Genomic DNA, 21,734 nt, shown 5'->3' on the forward strand with positions numbered 1-21,734 from the left:
TGTCACCTTTTTTTTGTTATAGAAATTAGGCTCATCTTTTCGCAGAAAATATCATCATTCTCTGCTTTTTTAACGCTGTTGTTTGTTTTTGTGCGGGCTTAATCGCTTTTTTGTAGGTAAAAATTCTGTAGCCTCTTCGGATGATTTTGGTCATAAGCTAATGTGATGTCCTGACCGGGCTTATGGTTTAGTGCGGATATCGGTGGTAAGTTCAGGCCAAAGAGAACGTTTGCGTCGGCATCCGTTTGCGATGCTGGCGGCGCGTTTCGTGGCGCAATATTGGCAAAAATAGTGGCTGGTTCCGTTTTATTCGATGAGGAAAAGATGGCTCAACAGACTCCGTTGTTTGAACAACACACGCTATGCGGCGCGCGCATGGTGGATTTCCATGGCTGGATGATGCCGCTGCATTACGGATCCCAGATCGATGAGCACCATGCGGTGCGCGGTGATGCCGGAATGTTCGATGTGTCGCACATGACCATCGTTGATTTTCACGGCAGCCGAATTCGCGAGTTCCTGCGCTATTTGCTGGCTAACGACGTGGCGAAGCTCACCGTCCCGGGCAAAGCGCTCTATAGCGGCATGCTGACCGCCTCTGGCGGCGTCATTGACGACCTGATTGTTTATTTCCTTTCTGAAGATTATTTCCGCCTCGTTGTTAACTCCGCCACCCGTGAAAAAGACCTCGCCTGGATCACCCAGCAGTCTGAATCCTATGGTCTTGAAATGACCGTGCGTGACGATCTTTCCCTGATCGCTGTACAAGGTCCAAAGGCAAAAGAGAAAGCGGCGACGCTGTTTACCGACGCGCAGCGCCAGGCTGTAGAAGGCATGAAGCCTTTCTTTGGCGTGCAGGCGGGCGATCTGTTTATTGCAACCACCGGCTATACCGGCGAAGCGGGTTATGAAATCGCGCTGCCGAACGAGCAGGCGGTGGATTTCTGGCGCGGCCTGCTGGACGCGGGCGTTAAGCCGTGCGGCCTTGGCGCGCGCGATACGCTGCGTCTGGAAGCGGGAATGAATCTTTATGGCCAGGAGATAGACGAAGGCGTCTCTCCGCTGGCGGCTAACATGGGCTGGACCATTGCCTGGGAGCCTGCTGACCGTGACTTTATCGGGCGTGAGGCGCTGGAACTCCAGCGTGAAAAAGGCACCGAACAGCTGGTCGGTCTGGTGATGACCGAGAAAGGCGTTCTGCGCGGCGGCCTGCCGGTACGCTTCAGCGATGCCGAGGGCAATCAGAAAGAAGGCATTATCACCAGCGGGACCTTCTCCCCGACGCTGGGCTACAGTATTGCCCTGGCGCGCGTACCGGAAGGCATCGGTGAAACCGCCGTGGTGCAGATTCGCAACCGCGAAATGCCGGTCAAAGTGACGAAACCCGTTTTTGTACGCAACGGCAAAGCCGTGGTGTGATTTCCCATTTGGAGATGAATTAATGAGCAACGTACCAGCAGAACTGAAATACAGCAAAGAACACGAATGGCTGCGTAAAGAAGCGGACGGTACCTATACCGTCGGAATCACCGAGCACGCGCAGGAGCTGCTTGGCGATATGGTTTTCGTTGACCTGCCTGAAGTGGGCGCCGCCGTTGAAGCGGGCGCCGACTGCGCGGTGGCCGAATCCGTCAAGGCGGCTTCCGATATCTACGCGCCAATTAGCGGCGAAATCGTTGCCGTCAATGAAGAGCTGAACGACTCACCTGAGCTGGTCAACAGCGAGCCGTACACCGGCGGCTGGATTTTTAAAATTAAAGCCAGCGATGAAGCTCAGGTTGCCGCGCTGCTGGATGCGACCGCATACGAAGCTCTGTTAGAAGACGAATAAATACGCATCTTCCTTCACGTAGCAGTGGCGTTGGCTTCCTGCAACGCGAATGATTTTGCATATTCTGGCCCGGTAAGCATCAGTGCTCGCCGGGCAAACCAGTCAGACAATCACGATTCACCGCACGTTCAGGAACCATCGCTCATGACCCAGACTTTAGGCCAGCTTGAAAACCGTGACGCCTTTATTGAACGTCACATCGGCCCGGACGCCCGACAGCAGCAGGAGATGCTGAATACCGTTGGCGCCGATTCGCTTAACGACCTGATTGGCCAGATTGTGCCGCAGGATATTCAGCTGGCGACGCCGCCGCAGGTGGGCGAAGCAACCACAGAATTCGCCGCGCTGGCGGAGCTGAAGGCGATTGCCGGTCGTAACAAGCGCTTCAAGTCGTACATTGGCATGGGTTACACCGCCGTGCAGCTGCCTCCGGTTATTCAGCGCAATATGCTGGAGAACCCGGGCTGGTATACCGCCTACACGCCTTATCAGCCGGAGGTTTCCCAGGGTCGCCTGGAATCACTGCTGAACTTTCAGCAGGTGACGCTCGACCTGACCGGTCTGGATATTGCTTCGGCCTCGCTGCTGGACGAAGCCACTGCCGCCGCGGAAGCGATGGCAATGGCCAAACGCGTGAGCAAACTGAAAAACGCTAACCGTTTCTTTGTTGCCGCCGATGTTCATCCGCAGACGCTGGACGTGGTACGTACCCGCGCAGAAACTTTCGGTTTCGATGTGATTGTCGATGATGCCGAGAAAGCCCTCGACCATCAGGACGTCTTCGGCGTGCTGCTGCAGCAGGTAGGGACGACCGGCGAGGTTCATGATTACAGCAAACTGATTGCTGATCTGAAAGCGCGCAAAGTGATTGTCAGCGTCGCAGCCGATTTTATGGCGCTGGTTCTGCTGACAGCTCCGGGCAAGCAGGGCGCGGACATTGTGTTTGGCTCCGCCCAGCGCTTCGGCGTACCTATGGGCTACGGCGGCCCGCACGCGGCGTTTTTTGCCGCAAAAGATGAATTCAAACGTTCCATGCCGGGCCGTATTATCGGCGTATCGAAAGATGCGGCGGGCAATACCGCGCTCCGCATGGCGATGCAGACCCGCGAGCAGCATATCCGCCGCGAGAAAGCGAACTCCAATATCTGTACCTCCCAGGTACTGCTGGCTAATATTGCCAGCCTGTACGCCGTGTTCCACGGCCCGGCCGGCCTGAAGCGTATCGCCAGCCGCATTCATCGCCTGACCGATATTCTGGCCGCAGGTCTGCAGAAAAAAGGCCTCAAGCTCCGCCATGCGCACTACTTTGACACCCTGTGCGTGGAAGTGGCTGATAAAGCGGCTGTGCTGGCGCGGGCGGAAGCGCTACAGATCAACCTGCGTAGCGATATTCATCACGCCGTCGGGATCACGCTCGACGAAGCCACCACTCGTGAAGACGTTCTGAACCTGTTCCGCGCTATCGTTGGCGACGATCGTGGCCTGGATATCGACGCTTTGGATAAAGATGTGGCCCTGGACAGCCGTTCAATCCCGGCTAGCATGCTGCGCGACGATGCGATCCTCACTCATCCGGTGTTCAACCGCTATCACAGCGAAACCGAGATGATGCGCTATATGCACGCGCTGGAGCGTAAGGATCTGGCGCTGAACCAGGCGATGATCCCGCTGGGCTCCTGCACGATGAAGCTGAATGCCGCCGCCGAGATGATCCCTATCACCTGGCCGGAATTTGCCGAACTGCATCCGTTCTGCCCGGTCGATCAGGCCGAAGGCTATCACCAGATGATCGCTCAGCTCTCCGACTGGTTAGTTAAGCTGACCGGCTATGATGCGGTATGCATGCAGCCGAACTCCGGCGCGCAGGGTGAATACGCGGGCCTGCTGGCGATTCGCCATTACCACGAGAGCCGTAACGAAGGGCATCGCGATATTTGCCTGATCCCAAGCTCCGCACACGGTACCAACCCGGCTTCCGCGCAGATGGCGGGGATGCAGGTGGTGGTGGTCGCCTGCGATAAAAACGGCAATATCGACCTGGCGGATCTGCGGGCCAAAGCCGAGCAGTATGCGGCGAACCTCTCGTGCATTATGGTCACCTATCCTTCCACCCACGGCGTCTACGAAGAGACCATCCGCGAAGTGTGCGAAGTGGTGCATCAGTTTGGCGGCCAGGTTTACCTTGACGGCGCGAACATGAACGCCCAGGTCGGTATTACCTCTCCAGGCTTTATCGGCGCGGACGTCTCGCACCTTAACCTGCATAAAACCTTCTGCATTCCGCACGGCGGCGGCGGTCCGGGGATGGGACCTATCGGCGTCAAATCGCACCTGGCGCCGTTTGTACCGGGCCACAGCGTGGTGCAAATTGAAGGCATGCTGACCCGTCAGGGCGCAGTTTCCGCCGCGCCGTTCGGCAGCGCCTCCATTCTGCCGATCAGCTGGATGTATATCCGGATGATGGGCGCAGAAGGGCTAAAACAGGCAAGCCAGATGGCGATTCTGAACGCCAACTACATTGCTACCCGTCTGAAAAACGCGTTCCCGGTGCTGTATACCGGCCGTGACGGTCGCGTGGCGCACGAATGCATTCTGGATATTCGTCCGCTGAAAGAAGAGACCGGCATCAGCGAGCTGGATATCGCTAAGAGACTGATCGATTATGGTTTCCACGCCCCTACCATGTCCTTCCCGGTCGCCGGCACGCTGATGGTGGAACCGACCGAATCGGAAAGCAAAGTGGAGCTGGACCGCTTTATCGATGCGATGCTGGCGATTCGCGGCGAGATCGACCGCGTGAAAGCCGGCGAGTGGCCGCTGGAGGATAACCCGCTGGTGAATGCGCCGCATACTCAGGGTGAACTGGTGAGCGAGTGGAACCATCCGTACGCTCGTGAACTGGCGGTGTTCCCGGCCGGGCTGAACAATAAATACTGGCCGACCGTTAAGCGTCTGGACGATGTTTACGGCGACCGCAATCTGTTCTGCTCCTGCGTACCGATGAGCGAATATCAGTAATCTGCTGATTAGGCTATTTTTTAAAGGCGCTGCGGCGCCTTTATTTTTTGGGAGAATGGTATGACGATAGCATTGGTGACGGGCGGTAGCCGCGGAATAGGTAAAGCAACGGCGCTGCTGCTGGCGCAGGAAGGCTATACCGTGGTAGTGAATTACCATCAGAATAGCGCTGCCGCGACCGACGTGGTGAATGAGATTCGCGCCTGCGGCGGCAACGCCGTTGCGCTCCGGGCGGACGTCAGCGATGAAGCACAGGTGATGGAGATGTTCGTCGCTATCGACCGCCTCGGTGAACCGCTTTCCGCGCTGGTCAATAACGCCGGGATTTTATTTACCCAGGGGACGATTGAAAGCCTTTGCGCCGAGCGAATTAACCGGGTGCTGGCCACCAATGTTACCGGCTACTTCCTTTGCTGCCGGGAGGCGGTAAAGCGGATGTCGCACAAGCATGGCGGTAAAGGTGGGGCGATTGTGAATGTTTCATCCGCAGCATCGCGCCTCGGGGCGCCGGGAGAGTACGTGGATTATGCCGCTTCAAAAGGCGCGGTTGATTCCCTGACCACCGGATTGTCGCTGGAGGTCGCGGCGCAGGGCATTCGGGTTAACGGCGTGCGCCCCGGATTAATCTATACCGATATGCACGCCAGCGGCGGCGAGCCGGGACGCGTGAATCGCGTCAAGTCGATGCTGCCCATGCAGCGCGGCGGGCAGCCGGAAGAGGTGGCGCAGGCGATCGTCTGGCTACTGAGTGATAAGGCCTCCTACGTTACCGGCAGCTTCCTCGAGCTGGCGGGCGGGAGATAGCAGGCAATCCATTTCCCGGGGCGCGGCTAACGCCTTGCCCAGGGAACAAAATCGGTATATCGCAGCGAACGGGTAGCCCTGCTAAGCGCAGCGCGAGCAGGGAAATACGCTATGACGCCAGCCATAGCCGCAGGCGCATTCCCCAGTTGCTGGTCCAGCCGGTGGTGACTGGCTTCACCTCGCCGCGCGAGATAACGATAAGGGTCGGCGTGACCTGTACCTCCCACCCTTGGGATAGCTGACCGCTGGCGTCATTGATCGTCGGCAGCGCTATTTTTTTATGCGCCAGCCAGCGCGCCAGGGTGGCGTTATCGCCCGAACGTAACGCTACCGTCATAACATTACCGCCATCGTCGGCTAAAGCAGCCACCGACGGGGTGGTATAGCGGCATACGCTGCACCAGGTTGCCCAGATGTATAGCAATAAGGGACGCTCCTGGCTCATTGCCGCCAGATCGACCGTTCGGCCATCAAGCGTTTGCAGCGGCATGCTGGAGAAATTCTGCGGCAGCGCGGGCCTGCGTAGATAATCCACCGTCAGACTGACGGCGGCAACAATCAGGATCCATGTCAGGAGCTGTCTGAAGACTTTAAGCATCATTTTTCTACATTGTAATGCGCCGTAACGGCCGGCAGCGTGCGGCGTTGATTCACTGAGTAAACGTCAGCAGCTCAACGATTGTTGCGGTTTATCTTATCGGTTGAGGGCGCGTAAGCAACGCTAATGCTGTAAAGAAGTGTCTGTTTTGTGGGAAGTTTTGCCCCTCCCTAGGGGAAGGGGCAAGATGATTACAGTTTCTCGCCGTTGCTGGCGATAACCTCTTTGTACCAGTTAAAGCTCTTTTTGCGCGAGCGGGACATATCCCCGGTGCCGTCGTCATGCTTGTTGACGTAGATGAAGCCGTAGCGCTTGCTGTACTGACCGGTTGTGAAGGAGACGCAGTCGATGCAGCCCCACGGGGTGTAGCCCATGAGTTCAACGCCATCGTAGGTCACCGCTTTGATCATCTCTTCAACGTGAGCGCGAAGATAGTCGATGCGGTAGTCGTCGTTGATGCTGCCGTCTTCTTCTACTTTATCGTACGCGCCAAAGCCGTTTTCGACGATGAACAGCGGTTTCTGATAGCGTTCATACAGTTCGCACAGCGCATAGCGCAGGCCAACCGGGTCAATTTGCCATCCCCAGTCGGAGGCTTTGACATGCGGATTGGGCACGCTGCCTTCAAAGCCGGAAATTGCGTCGCCGGTGCCGCCTTCCGCTCTCACCGCGTTGGTCATGTAGTAGCTGAAACCGAGATACGCACAGGTGCCTTCACGCAGGATTTGCGCATCGCCTTCATCCATTTTGATATTGAAACCGCGGCGTTCCCACTCGTTCAGGACGTAGCTCGGGTAGTAGCCGCGCAGCTGTACGTCGGTAAAGACGTAGCGTTCACGCATCGATTCCTGCGCAAACATCACATCTTCCGGCTTACAGGAGTACGGATAGAGAGGAACCATCGCCAGCATGCAGCCAACCTGCATTTCCGGGTTGATTTGACGCGCCGCTTTCACCGCCAGCGCGCTGGCGACGAATTGATGATGCAGCACCTGGTACATGGTCTCTTCCGGGTTTTCATGTTCGGTATAGACTACGCCGGAGCAGCAGTAGCCAAACAGCGGCGCGCGCCAGTTACGCTGGTTGTTGATCTCGTTGAAGGTCATCCAGTATTTCACTTTGTGCTTATAGCGCTCGAAGACCGTTTCGGCAAAACGCACAAAGAATTCGACCACTTTGCGGTTGGTCCAGCCGCCGTACTGCTGAACAAGATGCAGCGGCATCTCAAAGTGGGAGAGGGTGATAACCGGCTCGATGTTGTACTTCAGCAGTTCATCGAACATGTCATCGTAAAATTTTAGCCCTTCTTCATTTGGCTGGGTTTCGTCGCCTTGCGGAAAGATGCGCGTCCAGGCGATGGAAGTACGGAAGCACTTGAAGCCCATCTCGGCGAACAGCTTGATGTCTTCTTTATAGCGGCCGTGGAAGTCGATGGCTTCGTGGTTGGGGTAGTATTTACCCGGCTCGACCTGCTGGGTTATCTCACGCGGTACGCCGTGCGCGCCGCCGGTTAGCACGTCGCAGATGCTCGGGCCTTTGCCGTCTTTATTCCAGCCGCCTTCAACCTGATGTGCGGCGACCGCACCGCCCCATAAAAAGTCTTTTGGTAAAGGGATTTTTTTCATCTTTGCTCATCTCGTCATAATGGCTGTTGGCTGCGAGTCTAACAAAGGGAATATAAATGTCACGATATAACAATTTGCCTGAAATGGAATTTGTTACATCGGAAAAACACCCTGTTATTTTCAGACGAGTTTGCGCGCTAATTTACGGCCCAGCGTTTCCAGAATATAAATAACCGGGATCTGCGTGGTAATATCGTAGACGCCGCCGATGCGCGTTTGCGGAACGTGCCAGGAGAGATTGAAGTCGGCGAGCTTTGCCAGCCGCGAGTGCTCGTGGCTGGTGATGGACATCACTTTACAGCGATGCAGGCTGAACTGGCTGGCAAAGCGCAGGATTTCTTCGGTTTCACCGGAGACCGACAGCACAATAGCCAGAGCATTACGCGCCATATCATTGGTCACCGGAAAATAAGGATCGTCGATATGATTGCTGAATTTTCCGACGTTAGAAAAGAAACGTGCGCCATATTTTGCCAGCGCGCCGGAGGTGCCGGCGCCGACGAAAATAATTCTTTCCGAAGCGAGTATAATATCAACCGCCTGCTCGAGCAGTTGGTCAAATTCATCGTTATTGATGCTTTTAAAAAAGCTCATTATTTCGCTGGCGCCGATATTTGCCTGTTGAGGCTCATTCTGCTCCAGATATAATTTAAAGCGTACGCGAAACTCCGAGTAGCCTTCGCACTGCAGCTTGCGGCAGAAGCGCAGAACGGTAGTCGTGGAGACTCCGGCCGCTTCCGCCAGCTCGCGGATGGTCATGTACATCACTTTGTCGCGATTTTTAATGACGTAGTGATAGACCATCATCTCAAGATTATTGAGACTGGCGATAGCGGCGTGGGAGAAGATACTCACAGTGGCAAACTCACAATTCATAATGACCAGGACGGAATGATATCATGCAGCCAAATGACATAACCTTTTTTCAGCGTTTTCAGGACGACATTCTCGCCGGACGCAAAACGATTACCATCCGCGATGCTGCTGAATCGCACTTTAAAATGGGCGATGTGCTGCGCGTTGGCCGCTATGAAGATGACGGCTATTTTTGCACTATTCGCGTGGTGGCCACCTCAACGGTAACGCTGGATACGCTGACCGAACTGCATGCGCAGCAGGAAAACATGACGATGGCGCAGCTGCGTGAGGTGATTGCGGAGATCTATCCTGAAGAAAAGCAGTTTTATGTTATTGAATTCGAAAAGCTTTAATAAAATAGTGAACGTCTGTTAGTTGAAATTTTTATGTAAGCTTTTGATTTTATACTGTTCATAAATATTCACCTTTTTATTTTAGCGAACAGGTGTTCACTGGAATCATTCTCAGTTAACCTAAGTGTGCATTGAAAGCGTACGGGTTTTCGGAGTCAAATATGGTTCGCAAATCGTTAATCACACAGGGATATTCTCTGGCAGAGGAAGTTGCCAACAGCATCAGTCACGGGATCGGGCTGGTGTTCGGTATCGTTGGTCTGGTGCTGTTGTTGGTGCAGGCGGTAGATAGCAACGCCGGCGCAACGGCTATCACCAGCTACAGTCTGTACGGCGGCAGCATGATTTTGCTGTTCCTCGCCTCGACCCTCTATCACGCGATTCCGCATCAGCGGGCTAAGCTGTGGCTAAAAAAATTCGACCACTGCGCCATCTACCTGCTGATTGCCGGAACCTACACGCCGTTTCTGCTGGTGGGGCTAAATTCGCCGCTCTCGCGCGGGCTGATGATCGTCATCTGGAGCCTGGCGCTGCTGGGGATCCTGTTTAAGCTGACGATTGCGCATCGTTTTAAGATCCTCTCTTTAGTGACCTATCTGACTATGGGCTGGCTGTCGCTGATCGTCGTTTATCAGCTGGCGATTAAGCTGGCGATTGGCGGCGTGACGCTGCTTGCGGTGGGCGGGGTCGTCTATTCGCTGGGGGTTATTTTCTACGTTTGTAAGCGTATTCCGTACAACCACGCTATCTGGCACGGCTTTGTGCTGGGCGGCAGCGTGTGCCACTTCCTGGCGATTTATTTGTACGTCGGGCAGGCTTAAATTTTGAGAAATCTCCCGGCTCGCGCTACGCTTAGCCGGGCTACAGGTTCACCGTCGTCTGAGGGCTGGTAGCCCGGACATGGCGCGCCAGCGCCGCCTCCGGGACATTCTCCGTTGGTGATGGCTTGCCTGCCTGGGCTACGGCCTGGTGTTTTTTATTCAGACCACGGCTTTCACGATATCCATTAATCTGCGGATATCTTCTGGCCGGGTATTGCCGGTTTGCGGGTCGATTATCGAGCTGTAAACATGAGGCATCACGCGAGGTACGCCTGCTTCCAGGCAGCTTTGCAAAATAATGCCAAAGTTATCGAGATCGATTCCGCCGGTTGGTTCGATTAACGTCATCCCGTTACGAGCTGCCGTGGTCGCCAGCATATACAGCTCCGGTAACGACTTTTCGCCGCCCATGGGGAAAAACTTCGCCGCATGGGCCCCCATGTCCTGCATCATGCGTACCGCCGCATCGCAGGAGACGCGTGCCGGCGTACCCTGACAGCTGCTGACGCCGGTGGAGATAAGAACCTCGCCAGGGGTTCCCGTTGGGCTGACCAGCGCGTTAATGCAGGTTTGCTGCCCGCCCGTAGCTGCCAGCGCTCCTGCGGCAAACCCGCAGCCGGTAAAGGTCTGATTAACATGCGCCGGGTGAAGCGCTGACGCGATCATCGCCGCTTTGTAATACTGCGCAGGATCGCCGGCGCCCAGGCCTACGGAGATGGAGGGTATCTCCGCCATCCAGCGTTTTACCTCCTGAACACCTTCTTCTACGGAGGCAAATTGTGCAGAGAGGACGCCAATCGCCGCATGGCCTTCGGCGGCATCATAAATTTCCCGGGCGTTAGCGATATCTTTCGCCAGTACGTTAATTGCCACTCGTTGGCGATAAAAATTAATTTGCTGCATGGTTTGCAATCTCCTTTAAGCGCGCCACGATCAGGGCCATCTCCCCTTCAGCCACCGTTCGTGGGTCCAGACTAAAAACCCCCTGATGGAGGTTATAGCGCCGGGCGTAAATGGCGATATCGCCATTGCGCAGCTGTGCTTCGACTTCGCGGGCATCCAGGCCCAGCGCCTGGGCATTCACCTGAATGCGGATACGCCAGATAGCGCGTCCGGCTTCATCCTGCTCAATATCGGCTTGTAAGCCGTTTATCGCTGAGATCGCTTTTGCGACGGGCAGGAGTTCCTCGGCAGTGACCACCTTCTGCCCCTGATGATAGTGTTCCAGCGCATAAACCAGACCGACCATATTCTCCTTGCCGATTTTCATCGCCCGGGCAATACCGTGATGCTGCGCCTTACACGCCGCTATCCACTGTTTTTTCCCGGTGATGAATCCGGAGGTGGGCGCGTTAAACGCTTTTGCCCCGCTATAGATAACCATGTCCGCTCCGCTTGCCGCCCAGACGCGTAAATCCTCCTCGGCGGCGGCATCAACAATCAGCGGCAGGTTGTGAGTCTGTGCGACCTGCACGAAATCCTCGATACTCAACATCCCTTTTTGCACGCAGTGGTGTGATTTCACATACAGCAGGGCGGCGGTACTGGTAGAGATCGCGCTCTCCAGCTGCCAGCGCGCCGCCAGATTGCTTGAACCGACCTCCACGACGCGCCCACCGCCTAAGCGAATCGCGCTGGTGATGGGCGCGCCGTAATCGACGTTATGCCCGCGGAGCATGACGACTTCGTTGGCCATACCGCGACTGTCCGGCATCTGCATCACTCGCGCCTGGTCGCCATGGGTAATCGCGGCGGCCACGGCGATGGCGATTCCCGCCGAGGCGCAGGAGGTGATATAGCTGTCCTCCGCACCGGTAAAGCGGGAGACCCGCTCGCCGGTGCTGTCTACCAGCCTGTCGATTTCCACAAAGGCCGATGCCGCCCGCGCCGTTGCCTGCATCACCTCCGGCGCCACGCTGGAAACGCCCAGAATTGTCATTTTGCCGCAGGCGTTAATCACCTGTTTTAACCCCAGCTGTTGATAGATATTCTGCGTCATGGTTTACAACACTCCCAGCAGCGAACAGACCACGCTGAGCGCGACAATTGACAGCAGAATGGTGGTGTAGCGCGGCCCTTTCTTCACCAGATAGAAGTAGATGGCAAACACCGCCGCCAGCGGCAACAGGCCGGGCGCGATAGAGTCGAGGATTTGCTGGACCACCACCTCCGAGCCCTTCAGCGCGCTGAGCTTTAAGGGAGTCGTTATTTTGACGTAGCTTGCGGAGAGCGCGCCCATCATAATCAGGCCCAGCACGTTCGCGCCATAGATAAGCTCCTTAATTCGCCCTCCCTGGAGCAGGCCGATGATTGAGTCGCGTCCCAGGGTGTAGCCTTTGTGCACCATGCCGTAGCTGATCGCCAGCGTAATGGCCGGATAGAGAATTAAAGGCACAATACCGCCCATCGCGCTGCCGCTGGCGGCGAACGGGATGAAAATTGCAATCAGCAACGGCATGATGGCCGCCCAGATGATCGAGTCCCCCATTCCGGCCAGCGGCCCCATCAGCCCGGTCTTAATCCCGGTGATAGACGCGTCGCTAATCGGTTCACCGCGGGTTTTCTGCTCCTCCATCGCAATCGAGATCCCCTGAATCACCGCGCCAAAGGTCTGCTCAGAGTTGAAGAAGTTCAGATGGCGTTTTAGCGCCTCCACCTGCTCTTCTTTTTGCGGGTAGAGTTTTTTGATAATCGGCGTCATTGAGGCGCAGAAAATCAGGCTTTGTAAACGCTCATAGGAGCTGGAAACTTCCGCGCCCAGCCAGTAAATAAACCAGGCTTTGGTGATGTCCGCTTTGGTCAGCGTGCCGTTCTCCCGCGCGCGCTCCACCAGTTCATGCTGCATTACATCGCTGCTCATCATGCTGCTCCTTCATTTTTCGCCAGGCCCTTAATCAGGAAGGCCACGCAGGTACCAAAGATTGCCATCGCCATGATGTCCACCTTCAGGTAAAGCACCGCAAAGAATCCGCCGATAAACCACGGCAGCAGGCTCTTCTTACCGATCACCATGATGGTGATGGCAAAGCCCAGCGCCGGCAGAATGCCGCCCATAATTTCAAAGGAGTGAGTCAACCAGTGCGGCATCAGCTTGAGGAAACTTTCCACCACGTCCTGGCCAAAATAGTTGGCAGCAAACACTACCGGGAAACGCAGCACCAGGCCGAGCAACGCCGGGTAGAGGAACGCGCAGCGCATAATGCCGCCCATGTTGGCCGTTTCCGCGTGTTTATCCGCCATATGGACCCACGCGGCGTTCAGCGTGCGTCTGAGCTGGTCAAGGAATACGCCGATCACGCCAAACGGGATGGCCAGCGCGATGGCCAGGTTCGGATCCATTCCGGCTTTTACGGTAATAGGAATCGAGATGCAGGCGGCCAGCGCCGGATCTGACGGCACGTTACCGCCGGGCGTTGAGGTCACGCCGAGGTAAACCAGCTGCATGCCAGCGCCAATAATCATCGCTGTTTCCATGTTGCCCAACAGCAGGCCGACAAAAACGGCGATCACCACGGGTTGAAGCAGCATGGCGGAGAAGGTGTAGCCAAGGCGTAAGCGGGCAAACCAGTAATACAATCCCATCAGGCTTGCAAAGACTAAAGTATCCATAATTATTTACCCTGTTATCAGAGGATTAGAATTTTTTCAGGATATCGTCCAGCGACTGCGGCTTATCTTCCGGGATAGTCTGGAAGACCGCCTTAATCCCTCGACTTTTCAGGTCGTGAAGAATGCCAACGTCTTTTTCATCCAACGTGATGTTCTGGAAAACGACCTTGCGGTTCGGCCCGCCGCCTAAGCCGCCAACCTGAATGGCGGAAACATCAAACCCGAGCTGTACGGCCTCCTGAATCGCCGCGAGAGAGGGGAACAGCACCAGCACGCTGCCGTCGCCAAGCTGGTTTTCTTTCCACGATGCGGCAAAGCTCTGATTGCTGTAGCAATCCACTTTGATGTTTGGCGGTGCCGCCATCAGATAGATATTTTTCATAAACGGATCGGCATCCAGCTCATCACTCACTACCGCAATCCGGTTGGCCTGGGATTGTCCGACCCACTTCGTCACCACTTGTCCATGAATGAGGCGGCTGTCGATGCGACATAACACGATGTTAGCCATGATATTTTTTCCTTATTGTGATTGTTGTAATTGACGCACGTGGGCGACAACGTCCAGACAGCTGCTGCGCGCGGCTTCGACCAATTCAGCTACGCAGGCGGATAGCGGCCCCTGTTCCCGCTTGTCCAGGGCCTCCAGCAGCAGCGAGGCATTCAGTCCGGAAATCACCGCCACCGGATAATCGGCGCTTAGCCGCGCGGCCACGTTAGAGGTGGTCCCGCCAATAAAATCGGTCAGAATAAGCGAGCCTTCGGGCAGGGTTTTCACGACAGCTTCTACGCGCTGATAAAACTCGCCCAATGTATCGAGGGGCATCAGGGCGATTTCCGTTACGCCTTTAATTTCGCCCGTCACCATGCACAGGCTGTTGCAGAGTTGTTGTCCCCAGCCGCCATGGGTCAGCAGCAGGATCTGGGACAAAGGTTCAGTGGTAATCAAAATGGCCTCCTGGCGCTATTACGTTGACATACGTAATAAGAGCAAAGGCTGTGCCAGAATTTGTGTCACATGGGGGGAGAAGAGGGGCAGGCGCGGCGTAAAGCCACGCCAGTTAAGGGATCAGCGATATAGCAGTTCGTAGATATAAAAATATTCCGCGTCGGATAAACGAATGGCATAAGCCTCTTCGATCGGCTGGAAGGCGGATTTAATGACACTAAACGCGCGGACGTCCAGCGCGGGCTGGCTCTCCAGCGACATCTGTAACGGTTTCCGGTTAATCACGATACGCTCGACCATGCAACAGCAGTGGATCAGGAAGCGCAGTGTCACCTGGCGGCTGGGTTTCAGCGAAAGCGAGGTGGTTAAATGGTTAAACACGCCCTCCATTTCTTTGAGAATGCGCTGGGGATTGAGTACCGAAATATGGTTGATGATACTTTCCATGGTCAGCGCGCTGATGAAGCGCATCGCGCTGCGCTCCATCTCCAGACGGCGCTCACTGCTTGATAGGTCCGGCGTGAGCAGGCTGAGCACCAGTTCCGGCCCCTGCTCGGAGAACAGCTCTTCAAGTGAGATAAACGGAATGTCCGGCAGCCCCGGCTGGAAGGTGCCGACAATCCCCGCCAGTCGCTCACCGGCCAGCAGCGACTGCTGAACGCGCTCCAGGCTGCGAACCTCGTTGTAATCAAGGATCACCATTCGCGTATCCTGCGACATCAGCTCGCCAAAACTTTCCTCCAGCACTTTTTTGATTTTCTCTGCGGTTCCCATGCCGGTAATGCAGGAGATCACCAGCACCTTACCGCCGTTCTCCTGCTGCGGAGTACAGAGCTGACAGGGGATATTTTTACTCTGCAGTAATTCCGCCAGCTGCGGTAGCTCGCTGGTTTCATAGCTTAAATCCAGACCCAGCTCCAGCAGACTGGTCAGCGTAATATTGGGCATTAACAGGACGTCAATCTGGAATAGCTTGCTGATGGTGCTGCCAAAATGCACCAGCGAGCCGATATCCACCATCAGAATCAGCCGCCGGTAGCGTTGGGTCTGGATCCGCTGGGTTAGCGTTTCCAGCGTGTCATGCACCGACTGCTCAAAGGGCATATCGATGGCGCTGAACAGCTCGCGCTCCAGTACCCGGTTGACGTACTGCGCCTGACTGGTCGCCGTCGTCGCGCCGTGGGCGATTAAAATGACGCCGCAGTCGGGACTGGCGTCGATCCGCTGGCGATAATGGCGACACTCTTTCAGGAACAGACAGAGCCAGACGACCTCCGTCGCCGGGCACTGAATATGCAGCAGTTCGTTGATTTTCCGGCACAGTAGAGTCGCGTTTTCATACTCGTCTTTGCAGCGGTCGAGGATCAGGCTGGAGGAGTAGAGCTGCGGGATCAGCCCGCGCTGCACGTAGCCAATTAGCGCCAGAAAGTGTTTACGCAGCGGATTCATCAGGTTTTCTGGCAGCGTAAAGCCCAGCACCTGTTCCACACAGCCAATCAGCAGGGTCACCCGCTCTTCAATCCGATCGCCATAGCGCGGCGGATGGGCCACGCTGTCGCGGCTGTAGAGGCCATATTCGAAGATGGAACTGAGTTTGTTTTTGAGGATCGCCAGCGTTTCAGCCGGTGGGACGTTGCTGTTGCGCAGGTTGACGTATTCGCGGGTCAGGAAGCTGTAAAACAGATCGCTTTCTTCGATCTCCGCTCCTGTCGCCAGAGAGGTTTTCAATGCGGGTAACGTGCGCGCATCAACGCTTAGCCGATCCTGGCCGTCAAACAAGGTATCGATCAGCAGACGCTGTTCCGGGGTGGCGTTGAACGGCACTTCTACCAGCCGTTTATCCAGCCGGAGCGTGTCGTTATGCTCGGTCATTCCCGCAGCCCACGCCTGGGCGCAAAGAAACTGGATATCGCTTTTGAGCTGGCCGATATTGCCTTCCAGCGGTTTATTCAGCAGCCAGAGCAACAGCGTTTTGTCGATACTGACCGTACGCTCAATTTTGCGGCTCTCGCGCTGGAGAAAACCGACAATAAGTTCCACCTGTTCTTCCACCGAGCGCTGACGGATCCCGGGGAGATCGATACAGACCTGGATGCGCCTCTGGAAGGTTCGCAGCAGCGCTGAGCTGACCGGTTCGGTGGTGGCGCAAATCAAGCGTACCGTGATCGACCGCGCCGTGGCGCTTGAACCGAGCGGGCGATATTGGCCTTTGTCGAGAATGGAGAAGAGTTTTTCCTGTCCTTCATACGGCAGGCGGTGCACCTCATCAAGCAGCAGATATCCGCCGTCCGCCTGCTCCACCAGACCGGCTTTATTCTCACTGGCGCCGGTAAATGCGCCCTGTCGATGGCCGAACAAATGCGAAGAGAGCAGCTCCGGGTTATGCGCATACTCGGCGCAGTTAAAGTAGACCAGCGGCGGGGGGGAACCCGCCGCATGCTCGCAGGCAAAACGGTGCATCAGTTCGGCAAAGAAAGTTTTACCTACCCCGGAGGGGCCGGTCAGCAATACATGGAGCCCGTGAGGATAAAGCACCGCTGCGCGGCCTTTTTCTACCGCATCACGGAGGCTGCGATCGTAGCCAATCAGGCTGCTGAAGGGATCATCCGTTGAGCAACCTTCCTGATGCGGCAGAAGGTCGGCAACCGTACGCACTTCACATTCGGTATCATTCAGTCTGCGCCCCAGCAGCGTTTCCATTGCCTGGCGGTGCCAAAAGAACACGGGGCGTCCTTTGCTCTTAATCACCAGGCCGTCGTTCCATAATTGATTGAGATCTTTGCTGACCGAGTTGCGCGCAAGCCCGAGGTTAAAGCCGATGGCTTCCGCCGTAAATGCCGTTTCCTGTTCCAGATCCGCAAGATTCAGCCCGCGAGTTAATCGCTCCAGTTCCCCCAGTATGACCTCAATCCGTCTCATCTCTTTTACCGCTTAAGAAATAAATGATTGTTCAGAACATACACTATTCTTCTACGCATGAAAGTGGCCTGGGCCAGAGATGGCGCATTTGCGCAAAGCGCGCGGTCGCGGGTGTTTCGTGGTTTGCGGGTGGGGTAGCGCCGCCTCCAGGAAGAAGGCGGCGGGGAATATCGCTTTAACTCTCTTCCAGCGAATACGGCAGCGGCTCAATGCTCAGGCTGCCGGCATCGTCGCGCACGCGGAATACGCTGCCCGGCTCCATATCGTTATTCATCACTACCTGCACCAGCAGGCGACCATCATCCAGCTGCACGGCCGCTAAAACGGTACCGGTACGACGCCAGTTGTCACCCATCTTCATTTCCAGGTCTTCCCCGGCTTCAGGCACGCGGCTGGCGGTCCCGGCCAGATACCACAGGGCGCGCTTATTGGCACCGCGGAATTTAGCGCGGGCAACCATCTCCTGACCGGTATAGCAGCCTTTTTTGAAGCTGATGCCGCCCAGCGCCTGCAGGTTGGTGGCCTGCGGAATAAACTGCGCGCTGTTGGCGCTGTCGATGACCGGCAGGCCAGCTTCAATATTCAGCGCCAGCCACTGCTGGCTATTGTTTAGCTGTGCTTCGCCGCGCAGCGCGTCGGTGATGCGGGTGGCGGTTGCCACATCGGTCACCAGCAGGAAGCGCTCGGCGGGATGCTCAAACCACAGCACGCTGGTGGCACCTTCGCTGACAACCTGTTTATCGGCATTTGGCAGCTCGTTAAACAGCGGCGTCAGCGCAGCGCGTGCCTGGAACCCGGCAACGCCCAGCAGCACGGATTCATCGTCGGCGGCGATGGTCACTTTAGAGAACACCGCATACTTTTTCAGTTCAGTCAGCTGCGCATCGCGCAGGCTGCGGCGCTCAATCCACGCAAAACCCTCGTTGCGACGGAAAACGCGCAGATTGCTCCACATCTTGCCCTTGGCGTCACAATGCGCGGCAAGCAGATGCTGCTCGTCGGTCAGGTGGCTGACGTCAGCGGTGATCTGCCCCTGCAGATATTTCTCGCCATCCGGCCCGGTAATCGTCGCCAGCGCCCAGTCATCCAGCGTCATCAGCGTTAACGGCAGACGAGCGGAAGAGGAGGGCTGACGCGGAGGAAAAGGTGTAAAAGCCATAGTCATATCCTGAATAGCTTAACGCAGAGTGTGTGACTAATGGTAAAAGAGCTATGGTGCAATGCAAGCGCTTTTGCCAGGCCATTCGTGCCCTCAAAACTGGGCGCTAACGCGAACGAAATTATCAATAACCTGATTATTTTAGAGATTTCATGGAATAGCGCTCGTGAATCTTGATATTCCAGTGAAGTCAGCGGCGAAAACGGGTTAAACTAAGCAATATTTATAAGCAGGAAGTAAAACATGGATATTAACAATAAAGCTCGCATCCACTGGGCATGCCGCCGGGGAATGCGTGAACTCGATATCTCCATCATGCCGTTTTTTGAGCATGAGTACGATACGCTCAGTGATGACGATAAGCGGTTGTTCATCCGCCTGCTGGAAAATGACGATCCGGACCTGTTCAACTGGTTGATGAACCATGGCGAACCGGCTGATGCAGAACTGCAGCGGATGGTAAAATTAATTCAGACACGGAATCGGGAACGTGGTCCTGTGGCAATCTGATTTACGCATCTCGTGGCGAGCGCAATGGTTCTCACTGTTGATGCACGGCGTGGTGGCGGCGCTGGTGCTGGTGTTGCCCTGGCCGCTGAGCTATACCCCGCTGTGGCTGATACTGCTGTCGCTGGTGGTGTTCGACTGCGTGCGCAGCCAGCGGCGGATCCATGCCAGACAGGGGGAAATAAAGCTGCTGATTGACTCTCGCCTGCGCTGGCAAAAAGCGGAGTGGGATATCGTCGGCACCCCGTGGGTAATTAATAGCGGAATGCTGCTGCGCCTGCGAAATACGGAAAACCAACGCACTCAGCATCTATGGGTGGCGGCGGATAGCATGGACGCGGGCGAGTGGCGCGATCTGCGTCGGCTGGTGTTACAGAAACCGACGCAAGATTAAGCCTGGACTCAGGCGAACTGCTCAGCCATTTCGCCGAGGATTTGCTCGCACCAGTTCTGAATACGCTCATCGCTCAGGTCATACTGGTTGGTTTCATCGAGCGCCAGACCAACGAACAGCTGGCCGTCGGCGATGACCGGTTTCGGGCTGGTAAATTCATAGCCTTCGGTTGGCCAGTAGCCGATGAACTTAACCCCTTTTGTTGCCAGCTTATCGTGCAGCATGCCGAGCGCGTCAAGGAACCATTCGCCGTAGCCTAGCTGGTCGCCCATGCCATAGAGCGCGACGATTTTACCCTGCAGATCCAGCGTATCAAGCTGCTGCCAGACCGCCTCCCAGTCCTCCTGGATCTCGCCAAAATCCCAGGTTGGAATGCCGAGAATCAGCACATCATATTGGGTCATCAGGGCAGGGGAATCATCTTTCAGGTTATGCAGCGTCACCAGTTCAGGGCCGATGATATCGCGGATTTTTTCCGCCGCCATTTCTGTGTAGCAGGTGCTGGAGCCGTAAAAAAGACCTATGTTCATCGCGGAAACGTCTCAATTCTTGCTGTGACTTTGCGCTTAGTGTACCAGAAAGGCCGCGCCCGCCTGCAACTCGAATTATTTAGGGTATAATGGCGCCGTTTTAATATACAAAGAGGCCGGAGTGGAACAGGATCTCGCACAAATCGAGCAGTTTCTTGATGCCTTGTGGCTGGAGCGGAATCTGGCGGAAAACACGCTGAGCGCCTACCGCCGGGATCTGACGATGGTCGTGGAATGGCTGCATCATCGTGGCCTGTCGCTTGCCAGCGTCAGCGGCGAAGATCTCCAGTCGCTGCTGGCGGAGCGGCAAACCGGCGGTTATAAAGCCACCAGCACCGCGCGCCTGCTAAGCGCCGTGCGTCGCTTCTTCCAGCATCTGTACCGGGAAAAAATTCGCCCCGATGACCCAAGCGCGCTGCTCGCATCGCCAAAGCTGCCGCAGCGGCTGCCGAAGGATCTGAGCGAGGCGCAGGTTGAGCGCCTGCTTCAGGCACCTTTGGTTGAACAACCGCTGGAACTGCGTGATAAAGCGATGCTGGAAGTGCTGTATGCCACCGGTCTGCGCGTTTCTGAACTGGTGGGCCTGACCATGAGCGATATCAGCCTGCGTCAGGGCGTGCTGCGCGTGATCGGTAAAGGAAATAAAGAACGTCTGGTGCCGTTAGGCGAAGAGGCGGTACTGTGGGTTGAGAATTACCTGGAGTACGGGCGTCCCTGGCTGCTGAACGGCGTGGCTTCCGATGTGCTTTTTCCCAGCCAGCGCGCGCAGCAGATGACGCGCCAGACGTTCTGGCATCGAATTAAGCACTATGCCGTACTGGCGGGAATTGACAGCGAAAAGCTCTCTCCGCACGTGCTGCGCCATGCGTTCGCTACCCATTTACTTAATCACGGCGCCGACTTACGCGTGGTGCAGATGCTGTTAGGACACAGCGATCTCTCCACGACGCAGATCTATACCCACGTGGCGACCGAGCGTCTGCGACAACTCCATCAACAGCATCACCCGCGTGCGTGAGTGCTGAAAAAAAGGACTGAGTATGAAAAAAGGTTTACTGATGTTCACTCTGCTGGCGACCACCTTATCCGGTGCGGCGCATGCCGATAGCGCGGCGATCAAGCAACTGCTGGCGAAGCTTGGCGTGCAGAGCTCGGACGTGCAGCCTTCGCCGGTCAAAGGCATCAGCACCGTGTTGACGGACAGCGGCGTGCTGTACGTCACCGATGATGGTAAACACATTATCCAGGGGCCGATGTACGATGTCAGCGGCGCGCAGCCGGTAAACGTTACCAATGCGCTGCTGGGGGGGAAGCTAAACGCCCTGGAAAAAGAGATGATCGTCTACAAAGCGCCGCAGGAAAAACATGTCATCACCGTCTTCACCGATATTACCTGCGGTTATTGCCACAAGCTGCATGAGCAGATGAGCGACTATAACGCGCTGGGGATTACCGTGCGCTATCTGGCCTTCCCGCGCCAGGGGCTGCAAAGCGAAGCCGAGCAGAATATGAAGGCTATCTGGTGCGCCAAAGATCGCAACAAAGCGCTGGATAACGCGATGAGCGGCAAAGGTGTGCAGCCAGCGAGCTGCGATGTTGATATCGCTAAACACTACACGCTCGGCGTGCAGCTTGGCGTTAACGGCACGCCGGCGATGGTGCTGAGCGACGGTACGCTGATGCCTGGCTATCGCGATCCTAAAGACCTGAAAGCGCTCCTTGATGAGCATCAAAAACAGATAAGCGGTAACTGATTCGC

At 56.0% G+C, this 21,734-nt stretch carries 22 protein-coding genes; 10 read left to right on the forward strand and 12 right to left on the reverse strand.

What is annotated here, in order from left to right:
- Positions 1–324 precede the first annotated feature (324 nt).
- The 4 genes from gcvT to ABLV12_RS00150 all read left to right on the forward strand — a co-directional run bounded on the left by gcvT (position 325) and on the right by ABLV12_RS00150 (position 5,653).
- On the forward strand, positions 325–1,419 hold the full coding sequence (gcvT, locus tag ABLV12_RS00135; protein WP_348866700.1) for a glycine cleavage system aminomethyltransferase GcvT: 1,095 nt from the start codon (positions 325–327) through the stop codon (positions 1,417–1,419).
- Between the two features lie 22 nt (positions 1,420–1,441).
- Entirely contained in the window at positions 1,442–1,831 is a 390-nt protein-coding gene (gcvH, locus tag ABLV12_RS00140; protein ID WP_004105585.1) for a glycine cleavage system protein GcvH, read from the forward strand.
- Positions 1,832–1,975: 144 nt separating this feature from the next.
- The gene (gene gcvP / locus ABLV12_RS00145; protein WP_004105583.1) at positions 1,976–4,849 is read left to right on the forward strand and encodes an aminomethyl-transferring glycine dehydrogenase; all 2,874 of its coding nucleotides are present in this window, start codon (positions 1,976–1,978) and stop codon (positions 4,847–4,849) included.
- A gap of 60 nt (positions 4,850–4,909) precedes the next feature.
- A complete protein-coding gene (locus tag ABLV12_RS00150; RefSeq protein ID WP_348866701.1) occupies positions 4,910–5,653 on the forward strand; it encodes an SDR family oxidoreductase in 744 nt (247 codons plus the stop codon).
- A gap of 109 nt (positions 5,654–5,762) precedes the next feature.
- On the opposite strand, the gene ABLV12_RS00155 is transcribed toward ABLV12_RS00150, so the two are convergent.
- From ABLV12_RS00155 to ABLV12_RS00165, 3 genes are all read right to left on the reverse strand, one after another.
- Positions 5,763–6,254 (reverse strand): protein disulfide oxidoreductase, encoded by a 492-nt coding sequence (locus ABLV12_RS00155; protein WP_348866702.1) that lies wholly within the window; start codon positions 6,252–6,254, stop codon positions 5,763–5,765.
- 188 nt (positions 6,255–6,442) lie between these two features.
- Positions 6,443–7,876, reverse strand: coding sequence for a 6-phospho-beta-glucosidase (locus ABLV12_RS00160; RefSeq protein WP_049128113.1), 1,434 nt, complete (start codon positions 7,874–7,876; stop codon positions 6,443–6,445).
- Positions 7,877–7,996: 120 nt separating this feature from the next.
- On the reverse strand, positions 7,997–8,725 hold the full coding sequence (locus ABLV12_RS00165; protein WP_064352017.1) for a MurR/RpiR family transcriptional regulator: 729 nt from the start codon (positions 8,723–8,725) through the stop codon (positions 7,997–7,999).
- A gap of 50 nt (positions 8,726–8,775) precedes the next feature.
- Between ABLV12_RS00165 and yqfB the strand changes: the two genes are divergently transcribed.
- Positions 8,776–9,087, forward strand: coding sequence for a N(4)-acetylcytidine aminohydrolase (gene yqfB, locus ABLV12_RS00170; RefSeq protein WP_224313978.1), 312 nt, complete (start codon positions 8,776–8,778; stop codon positions 9,085–9,087).
- Between the two features lie 161 nt (positions 9,088–9,248).
- Positions 9,249–9,908, forward strand: coding sequence for a hemolysin III family protein (locus tag ABLV12_RS00175; RefSeq protein WP_004105569.1), 660 nt, complete (start codon positions 9,249–9,251; stop codon positions 9,906–9,908).
- Positions 9,909–10,067: 159 nt separating this feature from the next.
- Here ABLV12_RS00175 and ABLV12_RS00180 read toward each other — a convergent pair whose 3' ends face one another.
- From ABLV12_RS00180 to ygfZ, 8 genes are all read right to left on the reverse strand, one after another.
- The gene (locus tag ABLV12_RS00180; protein ID WP_016809672.1) at positions 10,068–10,811 is read right to left on the reverse strand and encodes a 2-dehydro-3-deoxy-phosphogluconate aldolase; all 744 of its coding nucleotides are present in this window, start codon (positions 10,809–10,811) and stop codon (positions 10,068–10,070) included.
- On the reverse strand, positions 10,798–11,907 hold the full coding sequence (gene dgaE, locus ABLV12_RS00185) for a D-glucosaminate-6-phosphate ammonia lyase (protein WP_064397248.1): 1,110 nt from the start codon (positions 11,905–11,907) through the stop codon (positions 10,798–10,800). Before dgaE ends, ABLV12_RS00180 begins: the two co-directional genes overlap by 14 nt.
- 3 nt (positions 11,908–11,910) lie before the next feature.
- Positions 11,911–12,771 carry a PTS system mannose/fructose/sorbose family transporter subunit IID gene (locus tag ABLV12_RS00190; protein WP_348866703.1) on the reverse strand — a complete coding sequence of 287 codons (861 nt, stop codon included), beginning with the start codon at positions 12,769–12,771 and terminating at the stop codon, positions 11,911–11,913.
- Complete coding sequence (locus ABLV12_RS00195; protein ID WP_348866704.1) at positions 12,768–13,517, reverse strand: PTS sugar transporter subunit IIC; 750 nt, start codon at positions 13,515–13,517, stop codon at positions 12,768–12,770. The genes ABLV12_RS00190 and ABLV12_RS00195 overlap by 4 nt, the downstream gene beginning before the upstream one ends.
- A gap of 25 nt (positions 13,518–13,542) precedes the next feature.
- Positions 13,543–14,028 (reverse strand): PTS system mannose/fructose/N-acetylgalactosamine-transporter subunit IIB, encoded by a 486-nt coding sequence (locus tag ABLV12_RS00200; RefSeq protein WP_004854068.1) that lies wholly within the window; start codon positions 14,026–14,028, stop codon positions 13,543–13,545.
- Positions 14,029–14,040: 12 nt separating this feature from the next.
- Positions 14,041–14,466, reverse strand: coding sequence for a PTS sugar transporter subunit IIA (locus ABLV12_RS00205; protein WP_348866705.1), 426 nt, complete (start codon positions 14,464–14,466; stop codon positions 14,041–14,043).
- Between the two features lie 120 nt (positions 14,467–14,586).
- On the reverse strand, positions 14,587–17,385 hold the full coding sequence (dagR, locus tag ABLV12_RS00210) for a transcriptional regulator DagR (RefSeq protein ID WP_142448279.1): 2,799 nt from the start codon (positions 17,383–17,385) through the stop codon (positions 14,587–14,589).
- 175 nt (positions 17,386–17,560) lie between these two features.
- Positions 17,561–18,544: a tRNA-modifying protein YgfZ gene (gene ygfZ, locus ABLV12_RS00215; RefSeq protein WP_004115279.1), complete on the reverse strand. Its 984-nt coding sequence runs from the start codon at positions 18,542–18,544 to the stop codon at positions 17,561–17,563.
- Positions 18,545–18,787: 243 nt separating this feature from the next.
- Between ygfZ and sdhE the strand changes: the two genes are divergently transcribed.
- Positions 18,788–19,054: an FAD assembly factor SdhE gene (gene sdhE, locus ABLV12_RS00220; protein ID WP_004105561.1), complete on the forward strand. Its 267-nt coding sequence runs from the start codon at positions 18,788–18,790 to the stop codon at positions 19,052–19,054.
- Entirely contained in the window at positions 19,035–19,445 is a 411-nt protein-coding gene (locus tag ABLV12_RS00225; RefSeq protein ID WP_004105559.1) for a protein YgfX, read from the forward strand. The genes sdhE and ABLV12_RS00225 overlap by 20 nt, the downstream gene beginning before the upstream one ends.
- Before the next feature lie 8 nt (positions 19,446–19,453).
- Here ABLV12_RS00225 and fldB read toward each other — a convergent pair whose 3' ends face one another.
- Positions 19,454–19,975 carry a flavodoxin FldB gene (gene fldB, locus ABLV12_RS00230; protein ID WP_004105557.1) on the reverse strand — a complete coding sequence of 174 codons (522 nt, stop codon included), beginning with the start codon at positions 19,973–19,975 and terminating at the stop codon, positions 19,454–19,456.
- Between the two features lie 121 nt (positions 19,976–20,096).
- Between fldB and xerD the strand changes: the two genes are divergently transcribed.
- Both xerD and dsbC read left to right on the forward strand, forming a co-directional pair.
- Complete coding sequence (xerD, locus tag ABLV12_RS00235; RefSeq protein ID WP_004105555.1) at positions 20,097–20,993, forward strand: site-specific tyrosine recombinase XerD; 897 nt, start codon at positions 20,097–20,099, stop codon at positions 20,991–20,993.
- A 22-nt stretch (positions 20,994–21,015) separates the two neighbouring features.
- Positions 21,016–21,729: a bifunctional protein-disulfide isomerase/oxidoreductase DsbC gene (gene dsbC, locus ABLV12_RS00240; protein WP_004105554.1), complete on the forward strand. Its 714-nt coding sequence runs from the start codon at positions 21,016–21,018 to the stop codon at positions 21,727–21,729.
- Positions 21,730–21,734 lie beyond the last annotated feature (5 nt).

The sequence above is a fragment of the Klebsiella sp. CN_Kp100 genome, from assembly GCF_040065315.1.
Classification (GTDB): Bacteria; Pseudomonadota; Gammaproteobacteria; order Enterobacterales; family Enterobacteriaceae; genus Klebsiella; species Klebsiella oxytoca.